This is a genomic window from Pseudomonas sp. DTU12.1 (assembly GCF_009873475.1).
Lineage (GTDB): Bacteria > Pseudomonadota > Gammaproteobacteria > Pseudomonadales > Pseudomonadaceae > Aquipseudomonas > Aquipseudomonas proteolytica.
In genome coordinates this window covers 2,702,474-2,722,403 of sequence record NZ_CP045254.1, presented here as the reverse complement: position 1 = coordinate 2,722,403, position 19,930 = coordinate 2,702,474, and the positions used below count along the sequence as shown (strand labels likewise).

Annotated in this window: 16 protein-coding genes; 8 read left to right on the top strand and 8 right to left on the bottom strand. The window is 61.3% G+C overall.

Features of this window, described 5'->3' with window-relative positions; genetic code table 11:
* Positions 1-23: 23 nt before the first annotated feature.
* A complete protein-coding gene (locus GDV60_RS11865) occupies positions 24-425 on the top strand; it encodes a hypothetical protein (RefSeq protein WP_092236192.1) in 402 nt (133 codons plus the stop codon).
* A 964-nt stretch (positions 426-1,389) separates the two neighbouring features.
* Here the strand turns inward: GDV60_RS11865 and GDV60_RS11860 are convergent.
* Together GDV60_RS11860 and GDV60_RS11855 are read right to left on the bottom strand one after the other, a co-directional pair.
* Positions 1,390-2,070: a GNAT family N-acetyltransferase gene (locus GDV60_RS11860; protein ID WP_104912198.1), complete on the bottom strand. Its 681-nt coding sequence runs from the start codon at positions 2,068-2,070 to the stop codon at positions 1,390-1,392.
* Positions 2,071-2,098: 28 nt separating this feature from the next.
* A complete protein-coding gene (locus GDV60_RS11855) occupies positions 2,099-3,004 on the bottom strand; it encodes a LysR family transcriptional regulator (RefSeq protein ID WP_159907293.1) in 906 nt (301 codons plus the stop codon).
* Positions 3,005-3,123: 119 nt separating this feature from the next.
* Here GDV60_RS11855 and GDV60_RS11850 point away from each other — a divergent pair, with 119 nt between their 5' ends.
* The 6 genes from GDV60_RS11850 to GDV60_RS11825 all read left to right on the top strand — a co-directional run bounded on the left by GDV60_RS11850 (position 3,124) and on the right by GDV60_RS11825 (position 11,117).
* Entirely contained in the window at positions 3,124-4,344 is a 1,221-nt protein-coding gene (locus GDV60_RS11850; RefSeq protein WP_159907291.1) for an MFS transporter, read from the top strand.
* A 54-nt stretch (positions 4,345-4,398) separates the two neighbouring features.
* Positions 4,399-5,109, top strand: coding sequence for a FadR/GntR family transcriptional regulator (locus tag GDV60_RS11845; protein ID WP_029295107.1), 711 nt, complete (start codon positions 4,399-4,401; stop codon positions 5,107-5,109).
* A gap of 110 nt (positions 5,110-5,219) precedes the next feature.
* Positions 5,220-6,413 carry an L-2-hydroxyglutarate oxidase gene (lhgO, locus tag GDV60_RS11840; protein WP_159907289.1) on the top strand — a complete coding sequence of 398 codons (1,194 nt, stop codon included), beginning with the start codon at positions 5,220-5,222 and terminating at the stop codon, positions 6,411-6,413.
* Positions 6,414-6,584: 171 nt separating this feature from the next.
* On the top strand, positions 6,585-7,913 hold the full coding sequence (locus tag GDV60_RS11835) for an MFS transporter (protein WP_029295104.1): 1,329 nt from the start codon (positions 6,585-6,587) through the stop codon (positions 7,911-7,913).
* An 80-nt stretch (positions 7,914-7,993) separates the two neighbouring features.
* The gene (locus GDV60_RS11830) at positions 7,994-8,845 is read left to right on the top strand and encodes a CAP domain-containing protein (protein ID WP_133714469.1); all 852 of its coding nucleotides are present in this window, start codon (positions 7,994-7,996) and stop codon (positions 8,843-8,845) included.
* 85 nt (positions 8,846-8,930) lie between these two features.
* Positions 8,931-11,117, top strand: coding sequence for a response regulator (locus GDV60_RS11825; protein ID WP_159907287.1), 2,187 nt, complete (start codon positions 8,931-8,933; stop codon positions 11,115-11,117).
* Between the two features lie 2 nt (positions 11,118-11,119).
* On the opposite strand, the gene GDV60_RS11820 is transcribed toward GDV60_RS11825, so the two are convergent.
* From GDV60_RS11820 to GDV60_RS11810, 3 genes are all read right to left on the bottom strand, one after another.
* Positions 11,120-12,247, bottom strand: coding sequence for a diguanylate cyclase (locus GDV60_RS11820; RefSeq protein WP_070994955.1), 1,128 nt, complete (start codon positions 12,245-12,247; stop codon positions 11,120-11,122).
* Positions 12,248-12,405: 158 nt separating this feature from the next.
* The gene (locus tag GDV60_RS11815; RefSeq protein WP_159907285.1) at positions 12,406-13,806 is read right to left on the bottom strand and encodes an amino acid permease; all 1,401 of its coding nucleotides are present in this window, start codon (positions 13,804-13,806) and stop codon (positions 12,406-12,408) included.
* 101 nt (positions 13,807-13,907) lie between these two features.
* Complete coding sequence (locus GDV60_RS11810) at positions 13,908-14,942, bottom strand: histone deacetylase family protein (RefSeq protein WP_092236172.1); 1,035 nt, start codon at positions 14,940-14,942, stop codon at positions 13,908-13,910.
* Positions 14,943-15,062: 120 nt separating this feature from the next.
* On the opposite strand from GDV60_RS11810, the gene GDV60_RS11805 reads away from it, so the two are divergent.
* Positions 15,063-15,563 (top strand): Lrp/AsnC family transcriptional regulator, encoded by a 501-nt coding sequence (locus GDV60_RS11805; RefSeq protein ID WP_070994957.1) that lies wholly within the window; start codon positions 15,063-15,065, stop codon positions 15,561-15,563.
* A gap of 157 nt (positions 15,564-15,720) precedes the next feature.
* On the opposite strand, the gene GDV60_RS11800 is transcribed toward GDV60_RS11805, so the two are convergent.
* The 3 genes from GDV60_RS11800 to GDV60_RS11790 form a co-directional block, all read right to left on the bottom strand.
* Positions 15,721-16,200 (bottom strand): VOC family protein, encoded by a 480-nt coding sequence (locus GDV60_RS11800; protein WP_029295087.1) that lies wholly within the window; start codon positions 16,198-16,200, stop codon positions 15,721-15,723.
* 55 nt (positions 16,201-16,255) lie between these two features.
* Entirely contained in the window at positions 16,256-17,467 is a 1,212-nt protein-coding gene (locus GDV60_RS11795; RefSeq protein ID WP_159907283.1) for an EAL domain-containing protein, read from the bottom strand.
* 251 nt (positions 17,468-17,718) lie between these two features.
* A complete protein-coding gene (locus tag GDV60_RS11790) occupies positions 17,719-19,779 on the bottom strand; it encodes a TonB-dependent receptor (RefSeq protein WP_159907281.1) in 2,061 nt (686 codons plus the stop codon).
* Positions 19,780-19,930: the final 151 nt, after the last annotated feature.

The following is a 19,930-nucleotide window of genomic DNA, read 5'->3' as shown; positions in this document are numbered from 1 at the left end:
ACCAGCGTGGGGAGGGAGTGATCATGACAATTCGCCAACCCTGCCCACCTGCTGTGTGTGATTGCGCGCGCGAGCAATTGCTCGATGCGCCCGGTACCGACCAGCGCATCCTGCAATTGACCCGCCAGGAAGAAAAAAAACTGCTCGAACGCCTGGAAAACCTGCAAAGCCTGGCAGACCTGGAACGCATGCAACACTTGATGCACCAGCAATTGGGCATCCGCGTGCACATCGCCCCAGGGCATACCGAAGTCAAAAGCATGCGCGGGATCCAGATCGTGATCGATGAACTGCCGGGGCTGTGCCGCAAGACGCGGCAGTCGATTCCGGCAGCGATTCGCAAAGGGCTGGAGAAACGGCCGGAGATTGCGTACCGGTTGCTCGATGCCCATGACCTTTTCCGCGACAGCCCGCCTTTGTTGTGACCGACCGGTTTTATCTGGCCATGGGGGCAATTGTGGTTATGGACACGGTCGTGGCGAGGGGGCTTGCCGGAACGCCGTATCGCCCCCGTTGGGCTGCGCAGCAGCCCCAAAACCTGCCACCTCGGTGTGTCTGGCGGAGCATGGTGAGGCGGTTGGGGGTGGCTTTGCCACCCAGCGCGGGGCAAGCCCGTTCGCCACATAAAGCCAGTAGTCACACAGTAGGCTTGAGGGGCTGCAAGTTCCCTGTGGCGAGGGGGCTTGCCGGAACGCCGTATCGCCCCCGTTGGGCTGCGCAGCAGCCCCAAAACCTACCACCTCGGTGTGTCTGACGGAGCATGGTGAGGCGGTTGGGGGTGGCTTCGCCACCCAGCGCGGGGCAAGCCCGCTCGCCACATAAAGCCAGTAGTCACACAGTAGGCTTGAGGGGCTGCAAGTTCCCTGTGGCGAGGGGGCTTGCCCCGTTGGGCTGCGCAGCAGCCCCAAAACCTGCCATCTCGGTGTGTCTGGCGGAACGGGGTGAGGCTGTTGGGGTGGCTTCGCCACCCAGCGCGGGGCAAGCCCGCTCGCCACATAAAGCCAGTAGTCACACAGTAGGCTTGAGGGGCTGCAAGTTCCCTGTGGCGAGGGGGCTTGCCCCCGTTGGGCTGCGCAGCAGCCCCAAAACCTGCCATCTCGGTGTGTCTGGCGGAGCATGGTGAGGCGGTTGGGGTGGCTTCGCCACCCAGCGCGGGGCAAGCCCGCTCGCCACATAAAGCCAGTAGTCACACAGTAGGCTTGAGGGGGCTGCAAGCCCCCTGTGGCGAGGGGGCTTGTCCCCCGTTGGGCTGCGCAGCAGCCCCAAAACCTACCACCTCGGTGTGTCTGACGGAGCATGGTGAGGCTGTTGGGGTGGCTTCGCCACCCAGCGCGGGGCAAGCCCGCTCGCCACATAAAGCCAGCGGTCCACAGTAAGTTCGAAGCCCAGTCAGGCCAAGCGGCTCTGTACGAATAGCCGGGCCTTGCGGGTCATCTGGTCGAAATGCCGGTCGCGCTGTTTCTCGGCATCGATCATCGCGCGCTTGCCGTGTTTCTGTAGCAGGTAGGTGTGGATTTGCCGCACTTCCAGCGAGCTATAGATCGATGCCACATCCAACACGCCCATCAGGCCATCGGTGCTGTAGTCGCGTGTATTCATCAAGACCTGAGTCCCGCGCACGCCGCGCACCTGGAAGCCCATGGATTCAAAGGCCGGGACTTTTTCCACGGTGCAGGTCAATTCGCCATGGGGGTAACGGCTGAGCATCTCATCCATCATCGCCCGCGCCACGCCCTGGCGGCGGTGGCTGGCATGCACGGCCATATAGGCCACGCCGCAGGCCTCGGGATCGTCCTTGACCGGCAGGTACAGCAAGAAGCCGATGACCTTGGCCGGATCCTGCTCATCCGTCGCCACAATCAGCTCGACCGCAATGCCCTTGGCCCCACCCAGCGCCTCCAGGTACAGGTGCACTTCGTAGCCGATTGCATACTGGTAGATGTTGTACAGCAGGTTGCTCGGCGGTAAGGCGACCGAGCTGATGTCGGTCAGGTAGTCGACCACCATCTGCAAGATCTGGCTGTTGACGGGCTCGGGGCATGGGCTGGTGTAGTGGGTAAGGGTGAACATCGAATTCCTGTTTCCTGGTATTTCGCAATCAAGGCAGCGGGGATTGTACCTGTTCTGCGCCACATACCCGGCGCAAACAGCCGCGCAACCAACGATGCGCGAGGTCGGCATCCAGCCGTGGATGCCAGAGCATCGCCACGCTGAACGGCGGCACCTCGACCGGCAGGGCAAAGCTGAACAGGCCCTCACGCAGACCGCTGGTATAGCGCTCGGGAACGCTGGCGATCAGGTCGGTCCGTTGCGCCAGGGCCACGGCCGTAGAGAACCCGGTGACGATGGTTGCCACGTCTCGCGTCAGGTCCAAGGCCTCAAGTGCGTGGTCGATCTGCCCACGTTCGCGCCCGCGCCGAGACACGTAGATATGCCGGCCGGCTGCGTAGCGCGCGGTGGTGATGGGACCTTGGCTTAACGGGTGGCCGGCGCGCACCACACCGATAAAGCGGTCGCGAAACAGCAACTGGGTGAGGACTTCGGGGTGGGCGCTGCTATCGACGACGCCGGTTTCCAGGTCCACGCTGCTGTCGCGCAGCGGCGCACCGGGCTTATGCACAAAGTGCAGGCGCACGCCGGGTGCCTGCTCGGCCACATGGGCGATCAGCGCAGGACCGAAACTTTCGACGAACCCTTCGCTGGTGCGCAGCACGAAGGTCCGCACCAGGCCCTTGAGGTCCAGGACCTGCAGCGGACGCAGCAGCGCTTCGGCCTCCTGCACCAGTTGGCCGACCCGTTCGCGCAGTTCCAGGGCCCGGGGGGTCGGCACCAGGCCGCGTCCGGCACGCACCAGCAGCGGATCGCCGGTGGTCTCGCGCAGCCGCGCCAACGCACGGCTCATGGCTGAGGGGCTCAGGCCCAGGCGTTGGGCGGCACGGGCGACACTGCCTTCGGCCAACAGCACGTCCAGGGTGATCAGCAGGTTGAAGTCAGGCAGCGACACGGCGGCAATCCTTATCAGGCGTTTGACGCACATATAGAGTGCAACTGATGCGTCTTCCGCCATGTTAGGCGACAGCCTAGAGTGCGGGCAACGACCACGGTGCAGAGCAAGGAAACCCCATGACATCCCCTCCCCCACGCGGCGTGCTCGCCGGTTTGTCGCTGTGCATGCTCCTGGCTTCGCTGGGCACCAGCATTGCCAATGTCGGCCTGCCGCAAATGGCCGAGGCCTTTGCGGCAGGCTTTGCGGCGGTGCAGTGGGTGGTGCTGAGCTATTTGCTGGCAATCACCGCTGTGCTGGTGAGTGTCGGTCGCCTGGGGGATCGCTTCGGCCATCGCCGCCTGCTGTTGGCCGGCGTGCTGGTCTTCGCGGTGGCCTGTGCCCTGTGCAGTGCCGCGCCCTCCCTTGGCGTGCTGGTCGCGGCGCGGGCGCTGCAAGGGTTTGGCGCGGCGATCATGCTGGCAATGACCATGGCACTGGTCGCGGCCACCGTCCCCAAAGCGCAGACCGGTCGCGTCATGGGTTTGCTGGGGACGCTGTCGGCGGTGGGCACTGGCCTGGGGCCGGCCATCGGCGGCGCACTGATTGCGGCGTCTGGCTGGCGTGCGCTGTTTCTGGTGATGCTGCCGTTGGCCGCCCTCGCCTTTGTGCTGGTGCAACGCACACAGGCTGATAGAGATCCGCAACCAGCGGGTGCGGGCCGCTTGAGTGTCTTCGCGACACTCCATGACCGGGCCCTGGGCGCCGGGCTGGGCATGAGTACGCTGGTGGCCGCGGTGATGATGACCACCCTGGTCGCCGGGCCGTTTTACTTGAGCCATGGCATAGGACTCGATCCCGCGCAGATGGGCCTGGCGATGGCGGTAGGTCCGTGTATCGCGGCGCTGGCGGGCATACCGGCCGGGCGCCTGACCGACTGCTGCGGCAGCTACGCCACCACGCTGGGCGGCCTGCTGTGCATGCTGGCCGGCTGCCTGGTGCTGGCGTTGATGCCTCTGGGCGTCACGGGTTACATCGGCGCGCTGGGGATCCTCACCTTGGGCTACGCGCAATTCCAGGCGGCCAACAACACGGCGGTAATGGGCAATGTGCCGGCGGATCGACGCGGGACGATTGCCGGCTGGCTGAACCTGTCGCGCAACCTGGGCTTGATTGTCGGCGCGTGGGCGCTGGGAGCGGTGTTTGCCTGGGGCATGGGCGATGTCCATGCGGCGCTGCCCGCAGCGGTTGGCCGAGGGTTTCGCCTAGCGTTCTGGGTCGCCTCGGGGCTGGTCGCACTGGCTCTACTGCTGGCCTGCGCGCGCCGGGTAAAAACGCTGCAGGCCAGCACAGCGCCTTGACAAGGGAAAATCGTAACAGCTATTGTCTGACAACCTGATCACCTAGGTTTTGCCATGCTTGAGCTCCAGCGTCCAGATTCCCTCGTCGTGCGCGTAGTCAGCGCCATACGGGCCGAGATTGACTCCGGACAACTGGCGCCCGAGTCGCGCCTGCCGACCGAGCAGCAACTGGCCGAACAGTTGAATGTCAGCCGTTCGGTGGTGCGCGAGGCGATTGCCCAGCTCAAGGCCGATGGCGTACTGACCGCCCGGCGTGGCCTGGGCTCGTTTATTTCGCAGACCCCGGCCGGTACGGTGTTCCGCTTTCCAGAAAAGAACGGCCGGCGCCCTGACCTCGCGCAAATGTTCGAAGTGCGCTTGTGGATCGAAACCCAGGCAGCCTCCATTGCCGCCCAACGCCGTGACGCGGGCGACCTGCAGCGCATGAAGCGGGCCCTGCAGGAAATGCACGACAAGCGCGCAGACTTTGAAGCCGCTGCCCTCGCCGACGTGGAGTTTCACCGCGCCATCGCCGACGCCAGCAAAAACGAATACTTCGTCGCCTTCCACGACTTTTTGCGCAGCCAGTTGGCCAGCGCGCGCAAGACCGCCTGGGAAAACTCGGCCTCGCGCTTTGCCAGCGGCTCGGCCGATGCCACCCAGGAACACCAGGCGCTGTACCAGGCCATTGTCGACGCCGACCCACAAGGCGCCGCCGCTGCCGCCGAAGCGCATTTGCGGGCTGCTGCCAAACGCCTGCAACTGGAGCTGCCCGCGACCCACTGATCGCCCCATACCGATAAAGCGTGCCTGCGGGCGCGCCGTTTTTTTAACAAAAACATTAGTCTGACAACCTGATAAGCAGACTGAAATGTATTGATTTAGGTAGCCCCCACATGATTTATGACTTTTGCATCATCGGCGGCGGCATTGTCGGCCTGGCCACCGCGATGGAGCTGCTCAAGCGCCAGCCCAACGCATCACTGGTGATCCTGGAAAAGGAACCGGTGCTGGCCAAGCACCAGACCGGCCATAACAGCGGCGTGATCCATGCCGGCATCTACTACGCACCCGGCAGCCTCAAGGCCGACCTGTGCAAGCGCGGCGCCGAGGCCACCAAACAGTTCTGCCGCGAACATGGGATCAAGTTCGAGGTGTGCGGCAAATTGCTGGTGGCCTCCACGGCCCTGGAAGTTCAACGCATGGAGGCGCTCTATGCGCGCTCGCAACTCAACGGGATGAAAGTCGAACGTCTGGACGCCGAGCAACTGCGCGCCCGCGAGCCGAATATCGTCGGCCTGGGCGGGTTGTTCCTCGATGCCACCGGGATCGTCGACTACCGCCAGGTCTGCGAAACCATGGCCGAAGTGATACGCCGTAACGGCGGTGAGATCTGCCTGGAAAAAACCGTCACCGCGATTGCCGAAGACACCGACAAAGTCACCGTCAGCACCCTCGATGGCGCCTGGCAGGCACGGCACCTGGTGGTGTGCGCCGGCCTGCAATCGGACCGCCTGGCGACCCTGGCCGGGATTGATATCGACCACCAGATCATCCCGTTCCGTGGCGAGTATTTCCGCTTGCCGGCGTCGAAGAACAACATCGTCAACCACTTGATCTACCCGATCCCCGACCCTGAGCTGCCGTTCCTGGGGGTGCACCTGACCCGCATGATCGATGGCAGCGTCACCGTCGGCCCTAATGCCGTACTGGGCCTGGGTCGGGAAAACTACAAGAAATTTTCCATCAACTGGAAGGATGTGGCCGAGTACGCGCGCTTCCCCGGCTTCTGGAAAACCATCTGGCAGAACCTCGGCTCCGGCAGTGTGGAAATGAAGAACTCATTGTTCAAGTCCGGCTACCTGGAGCAATGCCGCAAGTATTGCCCATCCCTGGAACTCGACGATCTGCTGCCTTATGAAGCCGGGATCCGCGCCCAGGCGGTGATGCGCGACGGCACTTTGGTACACGACTTTCTGTTCGCCCAGACGCCGCGCATGTTGCACGTGTGCAACGCGCCATCACCAGCGGCCACCTCTGCCATTCCGATTGGCGAAATGATCGCCGACCGCATGTTCACCCCCAACTAAATACCCCTGTAGGAGCTGTCTCGCCCCGCGAGGCTGCGATGACGGCGGCACAGGCAAGAAAAATATCGCCTGACCCACCGCTATCGCAGCCTCGCCAAGGCTCGACAGCTCCCACAGTTGAACGCGTTCGCAACACCCTAATAAATATAATGACTGAGAAGGAAGTACAGCATGACGGCAAAAGCCCATAACCCCGCCACGGTGGAAACCCCGGCACAAACCAAGAAACGCCTGCGCAAGGTCGCTGCCGCCACCATCTTCGGCTCGATGCTGGAGTGGTATGACTTCTACCTCTACGCAACCATGGCGGCGATTGTCTTTTCGAAAATCTTCTTTGATAACAGTGACCCGAAGACCGCGACCCTGATGGCGTTTTCCACCTTCGCCATCGGTTTTATCGCCCGCCCCTTCGGCGGCATTCTGTTCGGCTACCTGGGCGACAAGTTCGGTCGTAAACATGTGCTGGTGCTGACCTTCTGCATGATGGGCGTGTGCACCACGCTGATCGGCCTGATCCCCAGCTACGCCTCGATTGGCATCTGGGCGCCGATCATTCTGGTGTTTATCCGCATCATCCAGGGCCTGGGCGCCGGCGCCGAGTTGTCGGGCGCGGCGGTCACTTCCTACGAGCATGCTTCAGAAGGCAAGCGCGGCAGCCAGGGTGCCTGGCCGGCGCTGGGCTTGAACCTCGGCCTGCTGCTGTCATCGCTGACCGTGTACCTGCTGACCATCAATGGCAATGAGTTCCTGCTGGCCGGCGGCTGGCGGATCCCGTTTATCTGCAGCATCGCCCTGGTGGGTGTGGGCCTGTGGGTGCGTAACAGCATTCCGGAAACCCCGGAGTTCAAGGAGTTGAGCCAGGAGCCGGCCAAGGCCAAGGTCTCGCCGCTCAAGGCCCTGTTCAAGAATGACCTCAAGGGCCTGGCCGTGGTGTTCTTCGTGGCTATTGGCTACAACGCCCTGAGCTACATCTTCAAGACCTTTTCCCTGGCCTACCTCACCCAGTTCAAGGGTGTGGACGTGCATGTCACGTCGCTGTCGGTGACCATTGCCAGCCTGGTCGCCATTGTCGCCGTGCCGTGCTTCGGCTGGCTGTGCGACAAATGGAGCAGCAAATCGGTACTGGTGCTGGGCGGCGTGCTGTCGCTGCTGTTCGCCTACCCGTTCCTGGCGCTGCTGAACACCGGTGAAAGCCTGATGATCTACCTGGCCATCGGGATCGGCACCGGGATCCTCGCGCCGATGATGTTCGCCCCCCAAGGTTCGTTCCTCAGCCGTCAGTTCCCGACCCAGACTCGCTCTTCGGGCTTTGGTACCGGGCGTGAAATCGGTACGGCCATCGCCGGTGGCTTGGCGCCGCTGGGTGCCTTGTCGATGGTGGCCGCTTCGACCACACACTCGACGGACGGTGTGGTGATCATCCTCGCTATCGCCTCGGTGCTGGTGGTGGTGTTTGCCCTGTGTGACCAGGGCCGCAAGCACTCGGCATTCAAGAACTGAGGGCAAAATGTTGCCCAAGGGGTGCATCTGCGCCCCTTGATCGCGCATCATGGGCACTTTCATGCTCAAGAGAAACGTCCATGCGCGTTCTGTCATTGATGATGGGTGTTACGACGCTGGCCGCCAGCCTGGTGTTTTGCGCCACGGCGTCGGCGAGCGAAGAGAGTCAATTGATCGACTCAATCAACCAGTACCGCAGCCAACTGCAACGCTGTGGCGACCAGGGTTCCCAGGAGTTGCCACCGCTGGCGGTCGACCCACGCCTGGTATTGCCGGTCAATAATGCCGGCGATTTGCAGCAGGCCCTGGCCCAGGCGGCCTACCCGATGGTGAATGTCCAGGCGATCAGCCTGTCCGGACCTCGCGACGCACAATCGGCGATGAAAGCGGTGCGCGAGAGTTTCTGCCGCGTGGTGCTGGACCCGCAGTTCGTCGATATCGGCGTCAGCAACAATGGCCAGGACTGGCGCATTGTCCTCGCCCGTCCGCTGCTGAGCCGCGGCCTGGCCAGTTCCCAGGAGGCCGGCCCGCAACTGCTGGAGATGGTCAACGCCGCCCGCAAGCAACCGCGCCAATGTGGCGAGCAGGCTTTCGCCGCCACCACGCCACTGGCCTGGAACGCGCAACTGGCAAGCGCCGCCGACAGTCATGCACGCAACATGGCCAACCACAACTTCTTCGACCATCTGGACCGCGACGGCCGCACCCCGGGCGACCGCGCGGAGCTGGCTGGCTACGTGGCCCAGCAGGTCGGTGAAAATATTGCAGCGGGCCTGGATACGCCGCGCAAAGTGGTCGATGGCTGGCTCGCCAGCCCCGGGCACTGCGCCAACTTGATGAACCCGCAGTTTCGCGAATTGGGTGCCGCCTACGGGCTGGACCCGAAAAGCGACGCCGGGATTTACTGGACGGCACTTCTGGGCGTGCAGTAGCGCTGAACTGCCGGACATTGCCCGGGTCTGTTGTTTGATATTGCGGTGCCATATCGCAACGTGGGACGAACTAGGTGTTGAGTAGATGACAGACTGGCTACAAGGCTGCGGTGAAATGGCCGAACGGGTTCGCCACCACGACTGGACCAACACGCCCCTGGGGCCGATGGACCAATGGCCGGATGTGCTCAAGACCACCGTGTCCTTGAGCCTGGCCTCCCACTTTCCCCAGGCGGTGGTGTGGGGCCCCGAGTTGACCACCCTGTACAACGACGCCTTCGTCCCGATCCTTGGTAGCAAACCCGATGCACTCGGCCAGCCCTTCAGTACCATCTGGCAGGAAGCCTGGAGCCAGATCAGCCCGATCGCCGAAGCCGCATTTGCAGGCCACGCAACGTTTATCGAAGACTTCCCATTGATCGTCGAGCGTGGTGATGCGCCGGACCAGGCCTATTTCACGTTTTGCTACAGCCCGATCCGCGATGCCTGCGGCAACGTCGTGGGCATTCTCGATACCGTCACCGAAACTACCGGCTCGGTGTTCATGGCCCGCCGCCTCGCCGTGCTGGATGCGATCAGCAACGGTGTAGCCAATGCCACCGATCCTGCAGCGATCATGGCGGCCACCACACAGATACTGGCGACCCACCTGAACCTGTCCAACTGCGCCTATGCCGACATGGAGGCCGATGAAGACGGCTTTACCATTCGCGGCAACTGGGCTGCAGAAGGTTCGCCCAGCATTGTCGGGCACTACCGCCTGGCCGACTTCGGCCAATTGGCGGTCGAGCGCCTGCAGGCCGGTGAGCCGTTGATCATTAATGACAACCTGACGGAACTGACGCCCGAGGAAGCCGCGACCTTCCAGGCTCTGGGTGTGACGGCGACGATTTGCATGCCGCTGATCAAGTCCGGACGCTTGACCGCGCTGATGGCCATTCACGACCGCGTGCCGCGCCGCTGGTCTTCCTACGACCTGGCGCTGCTGGGCGAGGTCACGGAGCGCTCCTGGGCGCATATCGAACGGGTGCGCGCCGATGCCATCGTCCGCGAGGGCTTGTCGGCACTGGCCGATTTGAATGCGACCCTGGAACAGCGGGTCGTGGAACGCACCACCCTGCTCAACCAGACCGAAGCGGCGTTGCGCCAGTCGCAGAAGCTTGAAGCCATCGGCCAGTTGACCGGTGGCGTGGCCCACGACTTCAACAACCTGCTGACGATCATCCGCTCGTCAGTCGACTTCCTGCGCATGCCCAACCTGCCTGAAGAGCGCCGTCAGCGCTATATGAGCGCCGTGACCGATACCGTAGAGCGGGCCAGCAAGCTGACCAGCCAGTTGCTCGCCTTCGCCCGGCGCCAACCGCTGAACCCGCAAGTGTTCAATGTGGGCCAGCGCGTACAGAACATCGGCGACATGCTGGAGACGGTCACCGGCGCGCGGATCCATGTCAGCGTTCAATTGCCGGAACTGGCCTGTTACGTCTGCGCGGACTCCAGCCAATTTGAAACGGCCCTGATCAACATGGCCCTCAATGCCCGGGATGCGATGAACGGCCAGGGCACGCTGGTGCTGCGCCTGGAACGGGACCAGCCGCTGCCGTGCATACGCGGGCATGGCGGCTCAGGCAAACCCTTCGTGGCAATCTCCCTGACCGACACCGGCAGCGGGATTGCCCAGGCGACCTTTGAACGCATCTTCGAGCCGTTCTTTACCACCAAGGAGGTCGGCAAGGGCACCGGGCTGGGGCTGTCGCAGGTGTTCGGGTTCGCCAAGCAATCGGGGGGCAACGTGGATGTGGCCAGTGTGCTCGGCCAGGGCACCGTGTTTACGTTGTACCTGCCACAAGTGGAGCCCGAGTCGATCCTCGACAACACGGTCCAGGCACCACTGGAACTGGATCCGGACGCCGCGCGGCGGCGCATCCTGATCGTGGAAGACAATCTGGAAGTAGGCCGCTTCGCCAACCAGATCCTGCAGGACCTGGGTTACCAGACCGTCTGGGCCACCCATGCCGAAGAAGCCCTGGAGATGATCGGCCCGGATGCCCGGGCGTTCGACGGGGTGTTTTCCGACGTGGTGATGCCGGGCATGGGTGGCGTGGCGCTGGCCCGTGAGCTGCGCCGACGCCGGCCCGACCTGCCGGTGATCCTGACGTCTGGCTACAGCGAGGAGCTGGCCAATTGTGGCTACGACGGCTTTGAGTTCCTGGCCAAGCCCTACTCCGCCGACCAGATCTGCCGGGTGCTGGCCAAGATCATGGGCAAGGATTGAGGCTAGGACGCAACCGCCACCTGGTTGCGCCCCATGGCCTTGGCGCGGTACAGGGCTTTGTCGGCGGCATTCATCAAGTGCTGCAAGTCGTCACCCGCAGCATAGTTCGGGGCTACGCCCAGGCTCGCACTCAATCCCTGTACCGGGTCGATGGTCAAGCGCGCAATGGCGCGGATCAACTGTTCGCCGATGTCCTGTGCCACTTCCAGGGTGGTATTGGGTAGCAGCACCGCAAACTCCTCGCCCCCCAGGCGACCGTAGATATCCGACTGGCGAAAGGACGCTCTGATCACCTGGCCAATCTGGCGCAACACCTGATCGCCGGCCTGGTGGCCGTAGGTGTCGTTGATCGCCTTGAAATGATCCATGTCCAGCATCAACGCGCATAGCGGCTGGTGAGTGCGCTTGCATTGGTCATAGAGCACCTGGGCATTTTCGAAGAACGCGCGGCGGTTCATCAAACCGGTGAGTTCATCGGTCTGGGCGGCGCGCGTTGAAATACTGTGGGCGCGCTCTATTTCGCGGGTCAGGCGAAACGCCGTCTCCAGGGCCTCGGACAATTTACGCGAAGCCCCCACGACAAATGACGAGAACACCAGCACAGCAACAGCCATGCCCATCTGCATCTTGGAAGGTTGAAACAAGAGCCACAGGGTGCACGGCAACAGCACCAGGGCCATGGACACTATGGTCATGTAACGGTAGGCCGAGTAGCACGACACCGCGCTGACCGACATGCCCACGGCAAAGAGCATGACCAGGGCCTGGGTCAGCCGGTCATCGGCGGGCATCACGGCAAAGGCCCCTGCCCCCCAGATCCCGGCCGACAGCACCAGGGTGATCCAGTAATGACGCTCCCAGCGCTGGGGCGTGCGCTCGCTGCGGGGGCTGCGAAAATACTGCAGGAACATCGACACACGCAGGAGCGACGAGCCTGCCAGCAATACCAGCCAACCGATCATCAGGCGGGGATCAAGCCGGTCCCAACACAGCCAGCACAGCATGCCCGCGGCCAGATAACTGCCAAAAACCGCAGAGAATGATTGGCTAAACAGCTGACGCAGGCGATCAGTGCGTACCTGCTCTTCGATGAAAAAATCCTGGTCCTGCTCACGCCCAAGGCCATTCATTTGGTTCGCCTGATCCTAGTGCTGCGACAAAATGGCATTGTGGCACCCTGCCAGCACTCAGGACAGCGAAATTCGTTGCAGGTACGCGGTAAAAGCCCGAGTTAAAGCCATCGGGCTACCGCAGGAGGCGGCTTGCTGGCGATCGCTGCAGCAGGTCCTTACAAGGAGTGCGACAAGGACCAGCGTTTTTTGAACGTCGAGAGCTGATAGGCAATCGCCAGCCAGATAAACCACCCCGGCATGACACACAGTGCCAATCGGGTATCAGGACGCAGCGCCAGCAGGCACAGGACGAACCCAAGGAACGCCAGGGAAAACCACGCCATCGGCACGCCACCCGGCATCTTGTAGTGTGACGACGCATGCAGGTCAGGGCGTTTCTTACGGTAGGCGATGTAGGACGCCAGGATGGTCGACCAGGTAAAAATCACCAGAATCGCGGACACGGTGGAAACGATGGTAAACGCTGTCATGACCTCCGGGACGATGAACAGCAGCAATACGCCCAGCAGCATCAGGAAGGTGGTAAACGCCAGACTGACAAACGGAACGCTATTTTTCGACAATCGCTTGAACACCCCTGGCGCGCTGCCCAGGTCCGCCAGGCCGAACAGCATGCGGCTGGCGGAAAACACCCCACTATTGGCCGAGGACGCCGCCGAGGTCAGCACCACAAAGTTGACGATACCGGCGGCTGCCGGAAAGCCGGCGATCAGGAACAACTCCACAAACGGGCTCTTGGTCGGTGACACCGCCTGCCACGAGGTGACCGCGATAATGCACGCCAGGGCCAGCACATAAAACAGGATGATGCGCAGCGGAATCGAGTTGATGGCCTTGGGCAAGGTTTTTTCCGGCGAGCGCGTTTCCGCTGCCGCTGTGCCAATCAGCTCGGTGCCGGCAAAAGAAAAGATCGCCATCTGGAAGCCGGCGAAGAACCCGAGCAAGCCGTTGGGAAACACCGCCTGTTTATCCAGGAGGTTGCCCAGCGACGCCGTTACGCCCGTGGGCGAGACAAATGAACTGCCGATCAGCAACACACTCACACCGATCAGCGTCACAACCGCGATGAGCTTGATGATCGCAAACCAGAACTCAACCTCACCGAACAACTTTACGGTCAGCACGTTCAAGGCAAACAGCGTCAGCATCATGCCTATGGCCGGCAGCCAGGCCGGCACATTGGGGAACCAGTACTGGAAGAACCCGCCCACTACCACCGCGTCCCCGACCACCGCCACACTCCAGCTCAACCAGTAGGACCAGCCAAGAAAAAACGCCGCGCGCGGCCCCAGGTATGCACCGGCAAAGTCCGCGAAGCTCTTGAAGTTCAGGTTGGATAACAGCAACTCGCCCATGGCCCGCATGACGAAATACACGAACAGGCCGATGATCATGTAGATCAGGATGATCGAGGTGCCAGACAAGGCAATGATCTTTCCCGAGCCCATGAACAGGCCCGTACCAATCGCGCCGCCCATGGCCATCAGTTGAATATGACGATTACTGAGGGTGCGTTGAAGCGCTGGCTTTTCCAGCCCGGGTGCAGATGTTTTCATCACAAAACCTCTTGCTCTTATGTTTTTGAGTTTTGGCAGAAAAATATCGAAGGTTTTTTATTGTTGGGGTCAACGTGGTTCGGACTTTGGGCGTTGAATCCTCAGGCGCGTTGGCTCTCGTAGCCGTGCAGCACATTGACCGCATTGATGCCGATCTCGTCGACCATATAGCCACCCTCCATCACAAACAGCGTGGGCACGCCGACGCTGGCGATGATCTCGCCCATGCCTAGAAAGTCATGGCTTTCCAACAGGAAATGGCTGATGGGATCGTCCTTGAACGTGTCGACACCCAGGGAGATCACCAATACTTGCGGGGCAAAGTCGCGCAGTTTTTTACAGGCATCGAGCAACGCACTTTTGTAGGCCTGCCAACTGGTGTTCTTGGGCAATGGATAGTTCAGGTTGAACCCTTCACCGGCACCCGTGCCCTGCTCCGTATGGAAACCTGAGAAGTACGGATAAGACACCGAAGGCTCGCCGTGCAGGGAGATAAACATCACATCCGGGCGGTCATAGAAGATGTTCTGTGTGCCATTGCCATGGTGAAAGTCCACATCCAGCACTGCCACCCGCTCCGCGCCCTGGGTAATTGCCTGTTGCGCGGCGATGGCGGCGTTGTTGAGGTAGCAATAACCGCCCATGTATTCGCGCGCAGCATGATGTCCAGGTGGGCGGCACAGGGCGAAGGCGCTGTCGTGGCCTTCATCGATCAAGGCCAGGCCTGTAAGCGCAATATCGGCGCTGGTCTTCACCGCGTCCCAGGTGTTGGCGGTGATCGGCGAACCGGCGTCCATGGCAAAAAAGCCGAGCTTGCCATCGATAAAGTCCGGCACCTGTTGATTGGCCAAGTCGCGTACCGGCCAGACCAGGGGTAAAGCGTCATGGCTGCGGCCTACGGCTGTCCACTGTGCCCAGGCGGTTTCAAGGAAGGATACGTAGCGCTCGCTGTGGGCGTTGACGTAGCAGGCACGATCAAACGTGCGCGGCACGATGATATCGCCCAAGCCGACATGCCTGACCCGATCACGCACGGTATCGGCCCGGCTCGGCTGTTCGAAGGACGGCTTGAGGACACCATCTTTCAGTTCGGTGCCATGGTGCAAACGGTGGGAATCGCTGAAAACAGTCAACATGGGAAGATATCCGCCTAATGAGGTTCAGGCGTCTATTTTGTTCGGGGCTTGAGGGGCTTTCTTTGCTTTTACTTCTCGCAATGCTAGCTTTATCGGGAATATTTCCTCAAAAAAAAGACAATGAAGAAAAATCTATCCAACCGCCCCACGCTTGACGACACCGACCTGGCCATCCTCGCGCTGCTGCAAGAAGACGCGAGCATTTCCAACGCTGAATTGAGCGAACGCCTGTCCTTGAGCCTCACGCCGTGCTGGCGCCGACGCAAACGTCTGGAGGAAGAAGGCGTGATCAAGGATTACCAGGCCAACCTGGACCGTCGCAAGCTGGGGCTTGATATCATGGCATTTGTCCACATCCGCTTCTCCACCCATACCGACCACACGCCCGAGGCCTTCGAGGCCGTGATCAAGCAACTGCCGCAGGTGCAGGCCTGCCACAAGATCACCGGCGATGCCGATTATCTGTTGCAGGTATTGGCCGAAGATCTGGATAGCTACAGCGACTTTGTCGAAAGCGTGCTGCGGCGCCAGTTGGGGATTGCCTCGATCCAGTCGAGCCTGGCGCTGCGCGAGGTGAAGACCACCAGCCGGGTGGCGATTCCAGGGCGTCGGGATAAGTGAGGGCGGTTGGCCGTTGCTTTTAGTCCGGCTTTCGTTGCCTACGGCCCGTGGAATGAATCGAAATCGAGAGCTTCAAACCGGGCGGCGAGGACTATCAACAATATGTATTTCCTTGCCGTTACCGCGTGTTGAAAACCCAGGTTGTACCTGGGTCTGATCAACCCTTGAGCGCCGCCTCAATGCCGGCGATGTCGATTTTCACCATGCCCATCATTGCATTGAATGCGCGCTTGGCCGCCGCGGGGTCGGGATGGATGATCGCTGCCGTGAGCACGCGCGGGGTGATTTGCCAGGACAGGCCCCACTTGTCACGGCACCAGCCACAGGCAACCTCCTCGCCGCCGTTGCCGACAATCGCTTGCCACAGGCGATCCGTTTCGGCCTGGTCGTCAGTGGCCACCTGGAATGAGAACGCCTGGTTGTGCTGGGTACCCGGCCCGCCATTGAGGCCCAGGCACGGGATGCCCATGACGGTGAATTCCACGGTCAGGACATCGCCTTGCTTGCCCGCGGGATAATCGCCCGGCGCTGTGTGCACGGCATCTACGGTGCTGTCCGGGAAGGTGGCGGCGTAGAATCTGGCAGCCTCCAGAGCTGTGCCGTCGAACCAGAGGCAGATGGTGTTTTTGTGGGGCATCTGGAGTCTCCAGGAAAGGCAAGTGAGCCTTGAGTCTAGCCCCTGTTTTGCAACATCAGAGCGTGCTGCGTGATGCCAACTTCATTGCCAGCCACGAGAGCGTGCGCGTTGCGTCCATGGGGCGTGCGCAGAGATAGCCCTGGCCCTGCTGGCAGCCCAGCTTGAGCAGGTGCTGGCGCTGGCTTTCGTGCTCTATGCCCTCTACCACGACCGCCATATCCAGTGCTTCAGCCAGTGCCAGGGTGCTGCTGATCACTGCACGGTTACGCGGGCTGCGATCAAGGTCGCGCACGAAGCGGGCATCGAGCTTGATCTCGGTGAATGGCAACAGGCACAGGCGCTCCAACGACGAGTAGCCAATACCAAAATCATCGATAGACAGGCCGGCACCCATCATCCGCAGGCGGATCAAGGTTTCGAGCACTCGGGGAGAGACTTCCAGCAGGCCGCTTTCGGTGATCTCGAACGTCAGGCACGACGCCGGTATGGCGTAGCGCTCCAGCGCCGAGCCTAGATGCGCCAGCAGTGACTCGCTGGACAGTTGCTGCGCCTCCAGATTAAACGCCAGGGACAACACATGCCCCTGCGCCTGCGCCGTTTGCAGGAAGGCCAAGGCCTGGTCCAGCAGGGCAAAAAACAGCTCATCCATCAAACCGAACTGGCTGACCTGCGGCAGGAAATCTGCCGGGCACAGCACGCCGTACTGCGGATGCGCCCAGCGCGCGAGCACTTCAAGGCTGCCGACTTCACCGGTCGCCAAATTGAACTTGGGTTGAAAAAATGCCTTGAGTTCATGCCCTGCAATGGCCTGTTCCAGGCCAGCCTGGCTGACAGTCGTGTAGCGAGCGTTCTGAGAGGCATGCCCAGGGGCAACAGTGGTTTCCAGATACCGGCTTAACAGCGGCGTGATTGAGCCAGCGCGCACCGGCACATCGACATACCCCAGGACGCAGACCCCAAGCATGCCGACCATACGATCGATGGCGTCCTGCAGGTCTGGGGCAAGAACGCTGCAAATGATGAGCGACTTGACCCGCTGGCTACGGCTAAGTAGTTCAAGCGTCGTCAGCCCCTGCATGCCCTCCTCCTTAAGGGCACAGAGCACGATATCCACCGGCCCTGTCCGGTCCAGCAGCTGCAGGGCAGTGTTCACATCCGCCACGCCAAGCACACTGTCACACCCGGCCTCCCGGAAGGCTTGAGTGGCAACGAGTTGTTTGAAGGGGTGATCTTCGACAACCAGGACACGAATCGGTAGAAAGGACATGACACATCACAGATGAGATAGAAGTGCGCTCATTCTCACGACACCTCGTACCGGCGTATTTAGGAAAACTCCCAAATAGAAATCGAAAATTCCACGGTTTGAAAACGCCGCCAAACAACGGCAGGACCTGGTTTGCCGGCACGGACCGTCGCTGTAACCCTTGAGTCCAAGCAGAAAAGGCTGTTGTGGCGAGCGGGCTTGTCGGAACGCCGCATCGCCCGCTCACCAGCCTCAGTCTACGAATCGTTGCCCTACATGTCGTAGCGCAACACCAGCCCAACCGTGCGTGGCGCCCCTACATCGACGATATTGCCGCTGCGGTTGTTGGTGATGTACTCCTTGTCAAAAGCGTTTTTCACGAAGCCGGAAACCGCAACATTCTTGGTGACTTTGTACTCGGTGTTGAAGTTGACCAGCCAGTAGCTGTCGCTCCGGCGCTCGCCCGTGACCTGGCCTGCGGTATCGAACTCATACTCCGAGGGCGCGGTGCTCTGGTACACCAGGTCGGTGTTCAGGGTCAGGCGGTCATTCCAACGGTAGATGCCACCCAGGGACAGTTTGTACTTGGGTGAATAGAGGAACTCCTCGCCGCTCATATCGCGACCATCACCTGTCACAAAGTCCTTGTACTTGCCCGCGGTGATAGAGCCACCCGCCGTCAGGGTCAACTGCTCGCCGAGGTCTTTTTCGACAAATACTTCCAGGCCCTTGATATCGCTGCTGCCGGCGTTGAACACCTGGACGAAGTCGGTGTTGCGCTCGAGCGCGCTGACCTGCTGGTCTTTCCAGTCGGTGTAGTACAGGTTGGCGCGGGTGCGCAGGGTCTTGTCGAAGAACGAACCACGGTAGGACAGCTCGTAGTTGGTGGTGTATTCCGGGTCATAACCTTCGTGGCCGCCACCGGCACGTACGTTGACGCCGCCTCCGCGATAGCCCTTCTGCACCATCACGCCCAGGTACTGGTTGGCGGCCAGTTCATAGTCCAGGCCCAGTTTCGGCAGGAGCGCATCAAACGACTTGCTGAGCTTGCCGGGGCTGGAGAAATCGTCTTGCTTGATATCGGTGTCGTTGGTTTCGTGGTCGTAGCGCAGGCCGGTGATCAAGGTCCAGCGCGGGGCGAATGTCCAGTTGATTTCACCAAACACGGCCTTGCTTTCAATGGTCGTATCGCCCTTGGCGGTACCGAACAGAAGGTTGTTAAACAACAGGCGGTCGTGGAAGTTGTTGGTGTTGTGGCCGTAGTAGGCACCGACAAAACTCTTCACCGTATCGCCGCTGTAGTTCAGGCGCAGTTCCTGGCTGAACAGGTCGCCGTCCTGTTTGCGCAATACCACTTGGTTGGCGTCGGCCGACTGGTCGAAATCCAGGCGCGCGTCGTAGTCCGAGCGGGTATTGGCGGTCAGGCTGGTCAGCGACCAGTTGTCGTCCAGGCGATAGTCCACCTTGGCGCTGAGCGTGTCCTGCTCAAGCTTGTCATAGGCCTTGGTGTTGGAGGTCATCTTGTAATAACGGATCTTGTCGTTCTGGCGCATCGCCGAGTTATCGCCCTTGCGGCTTTCACTGTGGGCGTAAGTCAGCAGCACATCCAGGTCATCGTTGGGCAGGATCAACAGCTTGCCCCGGGCATTGCCGGTGCGTGTGGGGTTGGCGTCGTCATGCAGGGCGACGTTGTCGATATAGCCGTCACCCTCTTGGTAATCCACGGCAATACGCCCGGCGATCTTGTCATCGACCAACGCCCCGCCACCGGCCACTGCCGCACCGCGCTCGCCATAGCTGCCCATGTTGGTGCGTGCGGAAAAACTCGGCTCAAAGGTGGGGTTGCGGGTCTGGATCACCACCGCACCGGCCAGGGAGTTACGGCCCTGGGTGGTGGATTGCGGGCCGAGGAACACTTCGACCTGGTCGACGTCCCACAGCGGCATCGGGCTGAGGGTCAGGGCGCGGTTGGGTTGCACGGCGCCGTCGACAAATACTGAAACCGCACCGTTGAGCGTGGCGGGCCCCTGGTCGTCGAAACCGGACACGGGCACGCCGCGAATACCCCAGTTTTCGTTGCCGGACTGGTTGTACACACCTGGCGTACGCGCGAATACGTCCACCAGGTCACGGTCCTGCTTTTCACGCAGTTGCTGGTCGGTGACCACCACCACGCTCGACTGGGTCTGCTCCAGGCTGCGGTTGATCTTTTCACCGGTGACGGTGATCGGTGCAATCTCCAGCGCGCTCGCAGGCTCTGCGGCCCACGCACCGTTGCACAGGTAGATCGCCGAGCCAACAGCCACTGCCATTGTGGTTTTCTTGAAATTCACGTCCTGCTCCCTACGCCGTTTTTTTTGTTTGTGCTAATGCCCAGAACGCTGCTCGTGCACAGCTGGCGGGAGTCTAATTCAATCAAAAAACTAAAGAAACATAATTGATAACAACTCTCATTCGCTCGCTCTGATTGCACTGTGCATGTGC